This is a genomic window from Nitrosospira sp. CT (assembly GCF_059489795.1).
Genome location: NZ_JCAHZJ010000077.1, coordinates 31590 through 45228 on the forward strand (window position 1 = coordinate 31590; position 13639 = coordinate 45228).

Annotated in this window: 16 protein-coding genes; 7 read left to right on the top strand and 9 right to left on the bottom strand. The window is 53.3% G+C overall.

All coding sequences use genetic code 11. The features are described from left to right. The first annotated feature begins 145 nt into the window (after positions 1–145). A complete protein-coding gene (trbK, locus tag AC52W5_RS13975) occupies positions 146–337 on the top strand; it encodes an entry exclusion lipoprotein TrbK (RefSeq protein ID WP_495671438.1) in 192 nt (63 codons plus the stop codon). A gap of 245 nt (positions 338–582) precedes the next feature. Here the strand turns inward: trbK and AC52W5_RS13980 are convergent, their stop codons facing one another. From AC52W5_RS13980 to AC52W5_RS13995, 4 genes are all read right to left on the bottom strand, one after another. Then, positions 583–1653 (bottom strand): hypothetical protein, encoded by a 1071-nt coding sequence (locus AC52W5_RS13980; RefSeq protein WP_143104315.1) that lies wholly within the window; start codon positions 1651–1653, stop codon positions 583–585. Between the two features lie 52 nt (positions 1654–1705). Continuing rightward, positions 1706–2422, bottom strand: coding sequence for an iron-containing redox enzyme family protein (locus AC52W5_RS13985; protein ID WP_495671439.1), 717 nt, complete (start codon positions 2420–2422; stop codon positions 1706–1708). A 188-nt stretch (positions 2423–2610) separates the two neighbouring features. Further along, a complete protein-coding gene (locus AC52W5_RS13990) occupies positions 2611–3615 on the bottom strand; it encodes a phenylacetaldoxime dehydratase family protein (protein ID WP_074974632.1) in 1005 nt (334 codons plus the stop codon). 85 nt (positions 3616–3700) lie between these two features. Then, positions 3701–4399 carry an iron-containing redox enzyme family protein gene (locus AC52W5_RS13995; protein WP_495671440.1) on the bottom strand — a complete coding sequence of 233 codons (699 nt, stop codon included), beginning with the start codon at positions 4397–4399 and terminating at the stop codon, positions 3701–3703. Between the two features lie 423 nt (positions 4400–4822). Between AC52W5_RS13995 and AC52W5_RS14000 the strand changes: the two genes are divergently transcribed. Beyond that, the gene (locus tag AC52W5_RS14000) at positions 4823–5332 is read left to right on the top strand and encodes an O-acetyl-ADP-ribose deacetylase (protein ID WP_074974633.1); all 510 of its coding nucleotides are present in this window, start codon (positions 4823–4825) and stop codon (positions 5330–5332) included. A gap of 96 nt (positions 5333–5428) precedes the next feature. On the opposite strand, the gene AC52W5_RS14005 is transcribed toward AC52W5_RS14000, so the two are convergent. Further along, on the bottom strand, positions 5429–5764 hold the full coding sequence (locus AC52W5_RS14005; protein WP_074974634.1) for a DUF5335 family protein: 336 nt from the start codon (positions 5762–5764) through the stop codon (positions 5429–5431). Positions 5765–6074: 310 nt separating this feature from the next. Here AC52W5_RS14005 and AC52W5_RS14010 point away from each other — a divergent pair, with 310 nt between their 5' ends. The 3 genes from AC52W5_RS14010 (at position 6075) to AC52W5_RS14020 (ending at position 8269) form a co-directional block, all read left to right on the top strand. Next, positions 6075–7073 carry an isoaspartyl peptidase/L-asparaginase family protein gene (locus AC52W5_RS14010; RefSeq protein WP_495671441.1) on the top strand — a complete coding sequence of 333 codons (999 nt, stop codon included), beginning with the start codon at positions 6075–6077 and terminating at the stop codon, positions 7071–7073. 292 nt (positions 7074–7365) lie between these two features. Then, the gene (locus AC52W5_RS14015) at positions 7366–7620 is read left to right on the top strand and encodes a Clp1/GlmU family protein (protein WP_495671442.1); all 255 of its coding nucleotides are present in this window, start codon (positions 7366–7368) and stop codon (positions 7618–7620) included. Further along, a complete protein-coding gene (locus tag AC52W5_RS14020) occupies positions 7541–8269 on the top strand; it encodes a Clp1/GlmU family protein (RefSeq protein WP_495671443.1) in 729 nt (242 codons plus the stop codon). The genes AC52W5_RS14015 and AC52W5_RS14020 overlap by 80 nt, the downstream gene beginning before the upstream one ends. A gap of 117 nt (positions 8270–8386) precedes the next feature. Here the strand turns inward: AC52W5_RS14020 and AC52W5_RS14025 are convergent, their stop codons facing one another. The 4 genes from AC52W5_RS14025 to AC52W5_RS14040 form a co-directional block, all read right to left on the bottom strand. Further along, positions 8387–9739: a glycoside hydrolase family 15 protein gene (locus AC52W5_RS14025; RefSeq protein WP_495671444.1), complete on the bottom strand. Its 1353-nt coding sequence runs from the start codon at positions 9737–9739 to the stop codon at positions 8387–8389. Continuing rightward, complete coding sequence (locus tag AC52W5_RS14030; RefSeq protein ID WP_495671445.1) at positions 9693–10355, bottom strand: hypothetical protein; 663 nt, start codon at positions 10353–10355, stop codon at positions 9693–9695. The genes AC52W5_RS14025 and AC52W5_RS14030 overlap by 47 nt, the downstream gene beginning before the upstream one ends. 69 nt (positions 10356–10424) lie before the next feature. Next, positions 10425–10967 (bottom strand): THUMP domain-containing protein, encoded by a 543-nt coding sequence (locus tag AC52W5_RS14035; protein ID WP_495671446.1) that lies wholly within the window; start codon positions 10965–10967, stop codon positions 10425–10427. 40 nt (positions 10968–11007) lie between these two features. After that, positions 11008–12003 (bottom strand): SDR family oxidoreductase, encoded by a 996-nt coding sequence (locus tag AC52W5_RS14040; protein WP_495671447.1) that lies wholly within the window; start codon positions 12001–12003, stop codon positions 11008–11010. A 234-nt stretch (positions 12004–12237) separates the two neighbouring features. Between AC52W5_RS14040 and AC52W5_RS14045 the strand changes: the two genes are divergently transcribed. Continuing rightward, positions 12238–12705, top strand: coding sequence for an amidohydrolase family protein (locus AC52W5_RS14045; protein ID WP_495671448.1), 468 nt, complete (start codon positions 12238–12240; stop codon positions 12703–12705). Then, positions 12702–13529, top strand: a complete 828-nt coding sequence (locus AC52W5_RS14050; protein WP_495671449.1) for a metal-dependent hydrolase family protein — start codon at positions 12702–12704, stop codon at positions 13527–13529. The genes AC52W5_RS14045 and AC52W5_RS14050 overlap by 4 nt, the downstream gene beginning before the upstream one ends. The last annotated feature ends 110 nt before the right edge of the window (positions 13530–13639 follow it).

Sequence of the window (13639 nt, forward strand, 5' to 3'; positions counted from 1 at the left end):
ACAGGGCACCGATCACGCAAAGTGCTGGGATTTAGAGTTCCTCTGAGGTATTCTTCGAGGTGTCGATGAGCTACGCCATCAGTTGTTGTACCTCAACTTGAATCTGAGTCATGTTGATGATTGATTTTTAAAAAGGGAGAATTTAATGAAGTCTAAATATATTGTATTTATTATTGCGCTGAGTGGCGCTTTGACTAGTTGTGGTGGTGACAAGGCTCCTGAGGCAAATTCAACAAATTGTTCTGGCATAGGAATGCAGGCGGTGCTTCCAACTTTCGACAACGAAGCTGATCGGCAAGCATTTATTGATAAATGCCAATCTATGGCAGAAAAATAAAGCTCGGGACAAGCTGTCAGGTCGAGTACAGTTGTTATCACCGGATAAGAATTGGTCAAACTTTGAGTTGTTTGCCGGTCGATGACCGATATGGCGCGTTCCTGCCTGTGGCGAGATAATAAACTTATGTGAGCGTTGTCCGACTCCGCGCCCTGTCAGCGTCATTTCCCTATCTATCCTCTGCTTCGCTCTTGAGTCTTCAAGAGCTTGATGTCAACATCGGCCAGGTTTACAGACAGGAGACATTAGTGATTGGCGGATGGTAGCCGGCATTCGATCCCGTTCTCTACACTCTTCATGAAGGCACTTGCCGCATGGCCGGTAATGTCAATCCTCTGCGTCCTATCTTCCAGGGTCAGGCCGAAACCGCCCCGTTCCCTTTCCGTTTCACTGTGGATGGATTGCAGCCTGAGCAAATATGTCACCCCGGCGCAGATGCAGTCATGATAGCGTTTAGCGCGCTTATCGTCTGAGGTGTATGCGAGCAATGTGAGCGCATAAGCGTCGTTGAGGCCCTCAAGGGCACAGGCCACTTCCACTGAAACCTGCTGTGCCGGGTGGCGCTCAACGTTCTCATAGAAGTCCCGCTCCATGATCTGGTCGTGCATCCGGCAGAGGTAGTCGGCGACATCCTTCTTGATCTCCATACTCTGGGTGCACTTGAACAAGAGGCGGCACGCCTGTGATTGCCAGTTGGCGAAGAAGACAAGGATGTTTCCCGCAACCCGATCGCACCGGAAGTACTGCGCATCATAATAGGAGAAGGCACGTTCCGCACTTTGCAGGCATCGGGCGTCCTGCAACTGCCGGTAGGTTTCCAGAAGAGCGAGCATTGCCTCGCCGGCGTACAGTTCTTCCCCGTGGTCGGGCAGATCATGGAAATACACCTTGTACGAGCCATCCGGCCTCTGCTGATGGAGTATCCCCTCGGCGAGAGCAGTGATCTCCTCCGTCCGGCGGGGCGATGGGGCGTGCAGGAGGGCGAGAATCATAAAGGCACTGTGAGCGATCGACGAAGGCTCCTCCAGCCGATCCGGGTCGAGGATCAGGTGACCGTCGCGCTCCACGAGGTAATTACCGTAATGCCGCAACGACTTCCGGATCAAAGGCCGAAGCTCATTCCTGTTCAGAAAATCGCTGAGTATTTCCAAGTCCCACACGGAGGCGATATCCCGAATGGGGGATTTTTCGCGCACGAATGTGTCAGTCTCGGGGAGGTAGAGGTACTCAAACATTCCCGTATCCCGGTTGACCATGCCTTGGTACCATCGATAGACGAGTTCCAGACGCTGAGTCAGTAACTCTCCTGTTTTCATCGTTGGTCTCGCCCGTCACCTAATCCGAATATTGTCATTATCTGCTAGGGGATTAAGCGACTCGACCAAGGGCCAATTCTGCCGGGGAGGGTAGTTTAAGTCTTCGTTCAACTGGAACGTCGCTCCATGTCTCGAACTCCTGAACCCAAAGGCTTGCTACTTCCCAAGCGGTTCGGGCGTATGACGTGCCGGTAGGTGAATCGGGAGCAGCCGGCGGAATGAGGTCAAGACCTAGAATTTGATGTTTCATATCGGCTTTGGCGTGAACTGCCCAGTAGCCTTTGGGAGTCAAACCCAATTCGTCTAATTTAGGATTTACTGCCTCGTAGAAATCACATGCCATTCCCTCGATTATCAAATTGAGCGTGATGATCTGATGGGGTATAGGCTCGCGGATAGCCGAGCGAAGAAAATATGAGCCTAACGCCAGAGTCTCAAAAGTCGGAGGAACGGACATGGGTTCTTCATTGGTTGCGAGAAATCCGAACTCGCGCATCCATTCGGCCAGGTCTGCGGGATGCGTCACTTCTTCGGCTGCGTGTTCGCCGAAGGCATCACGAAAACGAGGGTCTCGGCAACTGCCATAACGCACCGCCACTGCAGAGGTAAAGTCGGAGGACAAATAGTACAACTGTCGGATCCATTTGAAGTCTTCCATGGAAGAAGCGGAAGCCACTTTCTTAAAGAAAGTGCTTTGTCTGATGATACTTCGATACTCCTCCTGGAGATTCTTGAGCCATTGTGTAACGGGTGCTGTACTGGTTGTCATAGCAATTCTCCTTTTCACAACATTCAATTGCTCGTCGAATAAAGACGCAAATAGCGGGTATTTGCGAGGACGCGGCTATCACTGATCCCCAACCATCAACTTAATTGTGTCGAGGAAAGTCAGTCTGGCAATTGCAATATCCGTAACGAATTGTATAAGGATAAAACTGATTCTTAGGCCCTCACCGGCTACTGACTCTTTAGCTCTTCCACCTCAAACCACGGCAGCAGCCCTGTGGCGGAATGGCAGTTGTGATATTCCAGGTGAAGATGGTTTCCGGGCACCACCCACACCTCGTGCCAGAGCTTGAGGCTGATCTGGAAATTAAGCTTTTGTACCATTCTCATAAAGCTTTGAAAAATAGCGAGATGGCTGGGATGCGTTTTCGCCCAGCGCTCCAGATGATCGAGCGAAAGGAAGTACGCCGCCATACAGGTCTTGTCTAAAGGCACGCCTGTTTTCAGGTCACATTCGTGCAGGAAACGGCCAATGCAGCAGCCACTCTCTGAAGGGTTACTGCAAAGGTAACGTACCCCCTCCGCCAACACTGGCGCCACCATATCCAGATAAGTTGCGCGCTCCTCTTCTCGACAATCGCTCCAGTTCTGCGCGGTGCGAATAAAACAGAGGTTATCCGGCGCCCTAACCCGCAGTCGTTTCCCCTGCGTCTCATGTCGCTTGGGCTCACCCAACACCGCGTCGGGCAAGGTTGGCGACAGGCCATCCGTTTCCGCCATAGCGATACGGTCGCGTATGGCGCCCCAATAGCCGTGTCGGTCAGTCAATGGCATCTCGCTGGCGAGATGCGACATGCCCGCTTCGTGGTTCTCGGTGTCGTAGAGTGTTTCCAGAAACGGCGGTGGGATCTTAGCCACTTCAAACCATTTTCCCGCATCATCTTCCATTTGCTCCCGCCATGTTTTGACGGCTGGGCTTTCCAGCCAGGCTGCATAGCTTTCGGCGTTGTCCCAATAGGCCAGAAATACGTCGTTACGGAGACCAGACACGTCCTCGAAGATGGCACGATCCACGTGTTTAGCGTTACCCAAGGTTTGGGCAATGGCGTGAAAGGCAGGTCGGTTTGCCTGTTCACTCTGTACGCCGATCTGAGCAAAGATTATTTCCTTAACGCCGGAAAATTCGGAAGTCCAGGCGGGAAAGGGAGGTTGAAAGCCTTCCGGTTTGCGGTACATGACAGCAACTCCTTCTGGGAAATGTCGGAAACCTGTATCGATAAGGATCCATGGGACTCAAGCGAGGGCCACCTCAAGCAAATGATCAAGTTTCTGCTTCCGGAATGGGCACCTTAAACTTTTCGAGCTGACTACCGCTCCACGAATCAAATACCAGCCTGAAAAAGCTTGCCGTTGTCCGAAGTGCATGGGCGTATGACCTGCCGCAAGGCGAATCCGGAGCGCATTGGGGAATGAGGTCGAGACCTAAAATTTCATGTCTCATATCGGCTTTTGCATGAACCGCCCAGTATCCCTTGGGAGTCAATCCCAACTCAGCCAGTTTCGGATTTACAGCCCAGTAGAAATCGCATGCCGTTCCCTCCGCCAGCAAGTTAAGTGTAAGGAGTTGATGAGGTATCGGATCGCGTGTAACGACGCGGATAAGATAGGAGCCTAACGCCAGAGTTTCCAATGTCGGCGATACCGAGGTTGGTTCTTCGCCGGCCGCCAGAAATCCGAACTCACGCATCCATTCGGCTAGGTCTGCGGGATGAGTCACTTCTTCAGCCGCATGTTCGCCGAAAGCATCTCGGAAACGCGAATCTTGGCAGCTGCCATAGCGTAATGCCACTGCGGCCGTAAAGTCGGAAGACAGATAATACAACTGTCGGATCCATTGTAAATCCGCCGCCGAGGAAGCTGCAGCGATTGATGTGTATAGCGGGCTCTCTCTGATAAAGCTTCGATACTCCTCCTGGAGATTCTTGAGCCATTGGCCGGTGGGCGTCATGCTGGCTATCATAGCTATTCTCCTTTGCGCAATCTTCGTAAGGTAGCTTGTCAATCAGTGCGGAATTCACTAGTTTCAGCGTCCCAATAATGACTATCAAACTTTTCATGCAAAATACCGGTGCAAGAACTTTTTATGGTTAGAATTCAACGTCGTTACATGGAATCAACGCTATTACCTGATCAAATTTGCTGCTGATTTACGTGCAGGATTAGATATGCATTAAGTTTTTATAGATATCGGAATAGGAAAAGGCAACTTCTCTAATAGCGCGCTGATGAAAGTTTTGCTTTGCATAGCGGTGTAGGCTGGGGCCCACCGTCGCGCTCGCCGAACTTGTTGTGATAGGACAAGGGTATGGCATGTTAAACGACAGAGTGCCATGCTAAATTTCCATTCTGCGATTTATAATCCGCTAAAGCCGGGCCACAATCAATGACAACCAGACTTCATGCCATTCGTGGTGACATTACAAAGCTGGAAACCGATGCAATCGTGAATGCCGCTAATTCGTCATTGCTGGGTGGGGGTGGTGTTGATGGCGCTATCCATCGAGCTGCTGGTCCGGGGTTGCTGGAGGAATGCAGGTTGCTTGGCGGTTGTAAAACCGGTGACGCTAAGATCACAAAAGGTTATCGCTTAAAGGCAAAGCATGTCATTCATACCGTTGGGCCGGTTTGGCATGGGGGAAAAAGCAATGAACCGGAACAACTTGCCTCCTGCTATCGGCGGAGCTTGGAAATTGCCCTTGCCAATGGTTTGAGTTCGATTGCGTTTCCATGCATCAGTACCGGGGTTTATGGTTACCCGCCTGAAGCTGCCGCAGACATAGCAATCAAGACCGTGCGGGAGTTTGTTGAAACCGAAACTTCACTCAAAGAAGTGATCTTTTGCTGTTTCTCCGAGCAGGACCTTCAGTTATATCAATCAATGGGATCAGAGTGATCAGAGTCGAGTGATCTTTAAGGTGTCGAGATGGATGAGATGGCGTAGCATGCCCCTTGGACCCCTCCGCGGGATATTTTTAAGAACCCTTGCTTCTCAAGCTGCCGACAACTTGAGCGGGTCCTTCAGGAGCAAGATGTGGTGTTCTTCCGCAGTATCCACCACCTCGATGCTGTAGAGGCCCTCGACATCCTGGTCGACATGGATCTGCTTCGGATGCCGGATATTGTGTTCAATCCCCTCAACCATCACCGCCAGAACGTCTCCCCTGGGATCGTAGCTCAGTCCAATCAGCGGCAGCCAGTCCACTTCAACTTGGTCGCCGAGTCCAAGCCCTGTGACCTCTATTTCCACCAGCTTTGCACCCAGAACCTTGGAAACGCGGTCGAAGTAGTCCTGCCACTGGGGTTTTGCAAGTTGTGTCAATGCCATGTCTTAGCTCCTTTGATGCCGAAAAATCGAGCAGAATATTTGCACGCGTTGTTACCATCTCCTTAACTTTAGCACCGGGTACGTGAACCGGAGGTTGGCGTTAATTCATCCGGTTCATGACTATTCAACATAGCAGCAGTTTCTGATTCAATCCAGTGACGTGTCACCGGAATTTTTAAAGAATAAAGATTTATTGCTTTGCGAGTCCGTATCCCTGTTAACGCAGAAAAGTACCCTTCGGGTTCACAAATGATCCGTCAGGAAATTACGATGTGTCCCTGTTGTCTTTCTTACTCTTGGTTCTGATCTCATGACGATACAAACACACAGAAATACGGGGAATAATTTACCCATCCGCCTCGTGATTCACGGGGGTGCTGGAGCCGTTAAACCTGGCAAACAGCGGCGGGACCGCGAGCAGGCTTACATGGAGGCGCTCGCGCAATCGCTGATCGCCGGCCATGGGGTGCTTGCAGCGGGCGGCAGCAGCATCGATGCGGTGATTGCGGCAATTGCGGTGATGGAAGACTGTCCCTTGTTCAATGCCGGCAAGGGTTCCGTGTTCACCCATGATGGTCGCAACGAACTGGAAGCTTCAATCATGGAAGGATCCACTCGCGCGGCAGGCGCCGTTGCGGGAGTGACGACGATTCGCAATCCGATTCGCGCCGCACATGCGGTAATGACGAAAAGTCCGCATGTGATGCTCATCGGTCAAGGTGCGGAAATCTTCGCTGCGGAGCAGGGCCTGGAAATCGTGAACCCATCCTATTTCTATACTCAGTACCGCTGGAATCAATTGCAGAAAGCCATCGCTAAAGAAAGTATTCTGCGCGACCATGATGCTGGCCTGGATACGTTGCCGGGCGAGGATGAAAAACGCGGAACCGTCGGCGCTGTCGCGCTGGACTGCCATGGCCATCTGGCGGCCGGCACGTCGACCGGCGGACTTACGAACAAGCACTCTGGACGGGTAGGGGACTCGTCCATTATTAACGCCGGAACCTATGCGGATAATCGCTCAGTTGCGGTATCCGCGACTGGCACAGGCGAAATGTTCATTCGTACCGCTGCTGCTTTCAATACGGCAGCGCAGGTGCGAATGCTTCATACTCCGATTGCCCAGGCTGCCGATAACACGCTGGCGGAAATCGCCGCGATGTGTGGGGATGGCGGCCTGATCGTGCTGGACGTGAATGGCGATTATGCGATGCGTTTCAATACCGGCGCCATGTTTCGCGGTACGATCGGAGAGGATGGCATAGCACGGGCAGGTATTTTTTCCGGGCCTGAAACAGCCGTTATGTAAATTTAATAGGCTGACGACCTTTGGTGACCAGGCACACACAGGTTCCTGAAAAGGAAGTCATCCAGGATTGAATTTTTATCTTCTCGGTGCATAGCAAAGCCTTCTTCCTGTCCCTTCTTTGAGGTTCCCCGTATTCCTTTCTCATGTAACCAGCTGCCTTTCTTAAACCTGTCATGGTGCCCTGCGTATTTCCTCAAGTGGGAAGCAAAAAAATGGCTGAGACCGGCCTCGACGTTCCAGCGACCTGGGAGCGTTCAGCCAAGCGCATCCAAGCAGGAACTGGCGGCGGATTATGGTCCTGGGCGCGACTGACCTTGGCAAGAGCAGCTACTGCAGGTTTCTGGTCAATAGGCTTTTGCGAGGAGGGCACAGAGTCTCCTTCATAGATGCGGACATCGGCCAGAAGGACATAGGCCCGCCGGCTACTGTCACACTTGCCGAACTCAAAACCGATATGGATTTTGCCAATGCTGCCTGCCAGCACATGTACTTCGTCGGTCACATTAACCCCATGGCACATTTCCTCCGGCACCCGGCAACTGGTTGAAGCGGCCCAGGGAGAGTTCGTGGTCATCGACACCCCAGGCTTGATCGGTGGCAGGGGGCGCGTACTGGTAAGCTTCCAGATCGAATCCCTGCGCCCGGATGTCCTGGTAAGCCTGGAGCACGACGACGAACTGGCTCCCATCCGCCATGCAGCGCGTCACTGCAACATTTTGCGTCTGCGGCCCTCCCACCTTGCAGCACACAAAACGCTACGGACGCGCCGTCGTGCGCGGGAGGAAGCGTTCCGAGCCTACTTTCAGGGGGCACGCGAAGTGGGGTTCGGGCTGGAAGAGATTATTGTGCAGCGTAGCAGTCTCTTCAGCGGCAAACCTGTTGAAGACCCTCGTTTTGTCTATGCCGAACTCCTGCCCGAGGGTCTGATTGGAGTGGCGGATGAAGCAAATCCCCCCGCCTTGGAGGGGGTTGAGGTGCTGCCTCGAAATTTTGCAGACCAACTGCTCTGTGGTCTCGCGGATGAAGCGGGAAAGTGTCTGGGACTGGCTATCATCAGCGGCATTGACTTCGCTCTCGGGATTCTCACACTTTATACCCCAGTACCAAAAGCATACATACATATTGTCCTGTTTGGCGATCTGTACCTCGATCAGGACGGGCACGAACTGCACCTGGGGCGACGGGGGCATTTCTAGATTGAGACGAAGTGAGATGGCGAGGACGAGCAACCGTCTCAGCGAGTGTTCAAGAGCCTTTACCCTTTACCTTCCCAGGGCGATAAGCAAGATATTGTTTTGTGGTTTTGTGCAGACTCAAGGTGCACGGGTGATACTATGCTTCATTGCTAGCAAGGCGAGCCATAGGTTGGCTTGAGTCCACAGTAGCGGCACATGATCATTGGGAACGTATCGGCCATGCTCCAGGTAGTAGGCTTCGGGGCAACGCAGCTCACCTTGCGGACAGTCAGGGCCGGTGATCTGTCCCAGAGAGCGGTTCAGGTGGTGGGTCTGCCTTTCCAGGTCGGCAGGGTCTCCGGTGCGCAGGTAGCGGCGACCAGCAGTAATTGAAACGATGGGGTCGAAAATGCACCACTCGGCTTCTTCACCCGGCTGTGCAAGGGCGTCGCGTTCTGCCTGACGCTCACTCACATCTGCGGTACGCTCTGCGGGCACCAGCTTGTCCTTGTAGTCGGCTGTCCAATAAGAGTCCCCCAGATAGCGGCGGATGCCATATTTGCCTTGCAGGTGCTCCAGTACATCGCCGATAATGCGTTGTCCCATATCATCGTCCACCACCTCCAGCGGATAGACCAGGAAGAGGAGGGCAGCATCATAACGGCGCGCCCTCCGGGGGTCGGATTGAACACATTCGGCTGGCAGTATCGTGGCAAGCGCCTGTTTACCTGCTGCGGCCAGCTCATCAACGACCTCCACCGTGACTGTCCGAGTGCCGAAACGGCATACAAATGTTCTATCCCTGATCAGAAGTTCCCGCAACGATTCCAGTCCCGCCAATACGGTACCGATGCTGGACGCCTCTACCTTACGCATCTCTTCCCAATGGCCGCTGTCTTCGTCCTCCCAATAGCGAATACGATCAAAGTACAGCGCGAAAAGGGCCAGTAATTGCCTGTCCGGTTTCAGATGCCCATTGCAAGCAATGCGGCAGTACAACCATAGGAAGTAGCCAAGCGCATCGTTCTGGGCATGCGCCCATTGCGAGGGGATTTCGACGAGGTTCAGCCCATCAAAGCGCACCTGGGGGCGATTCATGGGCAGCTTCGGGTCCACAAGCCCTTCCACGATAGCCTCCAAGCGACGTCGGTACTTGCTGTAGAATGCAGCGAGCGCCTCCGCAACGGCCGTTGCCGCTTTCCATTGCCCGGCTGTTTCGTGAGCGAGGGCAACATAGACATTATCTCGAACCCAGGTATTACCGTAGCCGCTCTGGATGCTCGCTCCTTGTTGGATTGCAGCCGCGGGATGTAAGCCGGTAGGCATCGGCGTGAAGCGCAGCGTCCCTTTGCCCTGCAGAAAGATAAGAAGATCGGCAATTTCATCTGCGCCATAAGACGATTTAACCCGCCGACGTATCTCCTCGTGATGGATGATGGTCATGTCACTCTTGCCCAGGTTGGGAAGGCGCCCCTTCTCGACAGCGCGCATCGCCAGTAAACTTCGAACGGATTTCCTCAATCACACTCGCATCTTCCGCAAGTACATTCAAGGCATTTATGCGACGGCGGTAGCGCCGGCGAGCGATCAAGCTCAGGATTATGCCGATGAGGCCAGATCCGATGAACATTGCCCGGATGAAATCCCCCGTTTGCATATTTATGGGCCCGATTGACATATCAGTTTTCAAGAGGCTGATTTCAGGGAGTTCCGGGAGTATTAGGCCGGCGCCAATGACAAGTAACGACAGGACAACCGTGGAACCTTCCAAAGCCCACTCTTCCAAGGCGAAGACATTCAGCTTTTTCGGTTCGATGCTCGTGGTTTTTTTGACAAAACATTCATAGGCCGTCTCCATATCGCAGGAACCAATACGCATAAAGGCCCCGATGACGATGATGCGAAGCGAAAGATGTCTGCAGAGTAAGTCTACATAGAAGCACACAAGAGGAATAAGGAGCAGTACCAGATAGGCGCCGCGGACTCCGCCGTGTTCGGTAAAGCCTAGTCCGCTGGCTCCCAGGGCCGAGACAATCAAAAGTTTCCATTTGAGAAGTTCTGATCGAATTTTTTGGGACTCGATGATTTCTTCTCGTAAGGTTGCCATGCCTCTCCCCGTTTGTTTCCAAATCAATGAGGGGTCAACCGAGTCTGATAGGGACCATCCTTTGTTTTTTCAGTGCGTTAGCACGAACGGAAAGCGTTCCCTGAATGCACGGCCGAACAGGGCGATGCCACACTCAGTGCCTACCGTTTCCGCTGCCACAATGTAGTCTGCATTTGTGAATGATACCTGCAATTGTTTGCCCCTTGCTTCTGCCAACGCCTTGAGATGCTCACCCACCTGGCGTTCCACCTCTTGGCTCATGACTTGGCCCAGCAATCCGCGCCGCTCCAACCGCACATGAAAAGTGCCCTCTGACATGCGCTCTAAGAAAGGCGTTATCCCCAATTTGAGCTGTTCAATCAGGGTTTCGGGAGTGAAGGAAAAGGTTTGCTCAACCGGGATGACGCGCCCCAGATCGGAAAACCACGGCTTGTCGTTTCTGCGAGCCGCTTCCAGGGTTTCGAGGAATTGGGCTGTATTCTCGACATGTCCCAAGCACACGTTTTTAAATTCTGTGCGCTCAAAATGGCCAAGCCGGCGTAATTGACCTAGCAGCCGGGATTGACGGCCTGGTCCTGCTGCCACGGTTACGACCACGTTCCAACTTCTCATCTTTCCTCCCGCGCATAGACCAGCGATGCCGCTATTCCAGCTACGGATATCCCTTCCCACCCGACATGCCGTACACTTGCCCCGTCGCATAGCTCGACTCCTGCGATGCAAGCAAAACGTAAAGGGGGCCGAGTTCCGCAGGCTGGCCGGGACGACCCAGTGGAGTTTCTTCGCCAAAAGTACGAAGGTCCTCCGGGGCTTCCACGCTGCTCGGTTGGAGTGGTGTCCAGAACGGCCCCGGTGCAACAGCGTTCACCCTTATTCCCTGTTTGGCGACCTGCTTGGCAAGTGATTTGGTGAACGAAACAATGCAAGCTTTGGTCTGCGCATAGTCGAGCAGCGAGGGGGATGGATTATAAGCCTGGGCGGAAGACGTGTTGATAATGGTCGCACCCGGTTTAAGGTGCGGCATGGCGGCTTTTGTGATCCAGAACATCGCATAGACGTTGGTCTTGAAAGTAGAATCGAACTGCTCGGTTGTGAGGTCCATGATCGAATGCTGCCCGACTTGCGCTGCCGCGTTGTTAACCAGAATATCAAGACCGCCCAACTGGCGCACAGCGTCCGCAACCAGCTTCCGGCAAAAATTTTCGTCGCGAATATCACCTGGGATTGCGACTGCCTTCCGCCCTTCGGCCCGGATGAGCTCGACGACCTCTTGCGCATCCGGCTCCTCGACGGGCAGGTAGTTGATTGCAACATCCGCACTCTCCCGGGCAAAGGCAATAGCCGCAGCACGTCCGATACCGGAGTCTCCTCCTGTAATGAGCGCCTTCCTACCGACAAGCCGGCCAGAGCCCCGGTAGCTCGTTTCTCCGTGATCCGGACGTGGGGTCATCTTGCTTGTAAGACCAGGAGGCTCCTGCCGTTGCGGCGAAAAAGGAGGTTGGGGATATTGAGTCGTCGGATCCTGTTTGCTGGATTGCCGAACTCCGCTTGAGTAATCGGCTACGGTTCCCTGGTGCGCAAGGGCCGGAGCAGTAAGCGCCGCGGTAAGACCTGAGGTTACCCCCCCAACGTTTCTCACGTTACCCATGTCGATAATCTCCTTCAGTCCGGTTACCAACAATTTGAGCCAACTATTCTCTTAACTCACCCCTTCGGTTATTTTTTATTAAGGCAATTCGCGCTCGGTACAAAGGTGAAAAAAATTCTTTGACCTACTATAGTAAAGTTTTTATGGTGCTGCTCTATTAACAACGCATTTTCAGGCTGAGCTTTGGCAAATTTTCGCCCGGAGACAAGCAGATTGATAATCGGTTCCACGAGCATGAAAGCGAACAACCCGATACTTTTATTTTTTGTCTTGGCTATATTGGTTGTGATGCTTCCAAAAGCCCAAGCTACTGCCGGTGCGGTTCGCTGCGGCAAGTTTCTCGACGTTCGCACCGGACACCTGCTCGACAATCAACTCATCTTCTGGGACAAGGATGGCGTCATCACCTTCATCGGCCCCGCGGACGCCACACCGTTCGGCATCGTGCCCATTGATCTTCTTGATGCTACTTGCCTGCCCGGTTTGATCGATGTACACACCCATATCACCTTCGATCCGCAGAACTCCGGTTACAAGTCGCTCGGCATCTCGGTTCCTCGCGAAACGGTAATAGGGGTAAAGAATGCGCGGCTCCTGCTGCTCGCCGGGTTCACCTCTATCCGCGATGTCGGCGCATCCCACTACACGGATGTAGCGGTGCGTGACGGGGTCAAAGCGGTGATATTCCAGGTCCACGCATGATCGTTTCCGGTCCGCCGCTTACGATAACCGGTGGACATTGCGACAAAAACCTTCTCCCAAGCGAATTCAACTTCAAAGCTGAAGGTGTAGCAGATGGTCCATGGGCGGCGCGGCAAAAGGTGCGCGAAGTGATCAAATTCGGTGCCGATGTCATCAAAATTTGCGCCTCTGGTGGAGTCATGAGCAGGATCGGCCATCCGGATGTCCCGCAATATACCCTGGAAGAAATGCAGGCCATCACCTCGGAAGCTCATAGGCTCGGGCGCAAAGTCGCTGCACATGCCCATGGTACGGAATCGATCAAGAATGCCATCCGCGCCGGGGTCGACTCCATCGAGCACTCCAGCCTCATTGACGAAGAAGGGATTCGCCTTGCCAAGGAGCGCCGGACGTATCTCGTCTTCGACATCTACAATGATGACTACATCCTTGCAAGTGGTGAAAAGAATGATGTCCTTCCCGAATCTCTCGATAAAGAACGCCAGATTGGTCGTCTGCAGCGCGAGAATTTCCGCAAGGCATTACAGGCTGGGGCCAGGATGGCCTTCGGGACTGACTCCGGTATCTACCCACACGGCGACAACGCAAAACAATTTGGCAAGATGGTCGAGTGGGGTATGAAGCCCATTGATGCCATTCAGTCCGCGACCATCAACGCTGCCGACCTCCTTGGCCAATCCGACAAAATCGGCGCGGTCGAAAAAGGCTGTTATGCGGACATCATTGCCGTTCGCGGCAATCCTCTCGACGACGTCACCATCCTCGAGCATGTCTCTTTCGTCTTGAAAGGCGGCACCGTCTACCGCAACGACATCACAAAGTAAAAAAGCTGAATGCATGCTACCGGCACAATACCGTCTCCGTGTTTTCTTCAACTGCTCCATGCGGCGGAAGTCACGTCGCCCTGTTACACCGTGAAATGGAGTGATGCGCC

Coding starts and splice junctions, on each gene's coding strand:
- trbK (WP_495671438.1), top strand. CDS start 146: ATGAAGTCTAAATATATTGTATTTATTATTGCGCTGAGTGGCGCTTTG.
- AC52W5_RS13980 (WP_143104315.1), bottom strand. CDS start 1,653: ATGAAAACAGGAGAGTTACTGACTCAGCGTCTGGAACTCGTCTATCGA.
- AC52W5_RS13985 (WP_495671439.1), bottom strand. CDS start 2,422: ATGACAACCAGTACAGCACCCGTTACACAATGGCTCAAGAATCTCCAG.
- AC52W5_RS13990 (WP_074974632.1), bottom strand. CDS start 3,615: ATGTACCGCAAACCGGAAGGCTTTCAACCTCCCTTTCCCGCCTGGACT.
- AC52W5_RS13995 (WP_495671440.1), bottom strand. CDS start 4,399: ATGATAGCCAGCATGACGCCCACCGGCCAATGGCTCAAGAATCTCCAG.
- AC52W5_RS14000 (WP_074974633.1), top strand. CDS start 4,823: ATGACAACCAGACTTCATGCCATTCGTGGTGACATTACAAAGCTGGAA.
- AC52W5_RS14005 (WP_074974634.1), bottom strand. CDS start 5,764: ATGGCATTGACACAACTTGCAAAACCCCAGTGGCAGGACTACTTCGAC.
- AC52W5_RS14010 (WP_495671441.1), top strand. CDS start 6,075: ATGACGATACAAACACACAGAAATACGGGGAATAATTTACCCATCCGC.
- AC52W5_RS14015 (WP_495671442.1), top strand. CDS start 7,366: ATGGTCCTGGGCGCGACTGACCTTGGCAAGAGCAGCTACTGCAGGTTT.
- AC52W5_RS14020 (WP_495671443.1), top strand. CDS start 7,541: ATGCTGCCTGCCAGCACATGTACTTCGTCGGTCACATTAACCCCATGG.
- AC52W5_RS14025 (WP_495671444.1), bottom strand. CDS start 9,739: ATGCGCGCTGTCGAGAAGGGGCGCCTTCCCAACCTGGGCAAGAGTGAC.
- AC52W5_RS14030 (WP_495671445.1), bottom strand. CDS start 10,355: ATGGCAACCTTACGAGAAGAAATCATCGAGTCCCAAAAAATTCGATCA.
- AC52W5_RS14035 (WP_495671446.1), bottom strand. CDS start 10,967: ATGAGAAGTTGGAACGTGGTCGTAACCGTGGCAGCAGGACCAGGCCGT.
- AC52W5_RS14040 (WP_495671447.1), bottom strand. CDS start 12,003: ATGGGTAACGTGAGAAACGTTGGGGGGGTAACCTCAGGTCTTACCGCG.
- AC52W5_RS14045 (WP_495671448.1), top strand. CDS start 12,238: ATGAAAGCGAACAACCCGATACTTTTATTTTTTGTCTTGGCTATATTG.
- AC52W5_RS14050 (WP_495671449.1), top strand. CDS start 12,702: ATGATCGTTTCCGGTCCGCCGCTTACGATAACCGGTGGACATTGCGAC.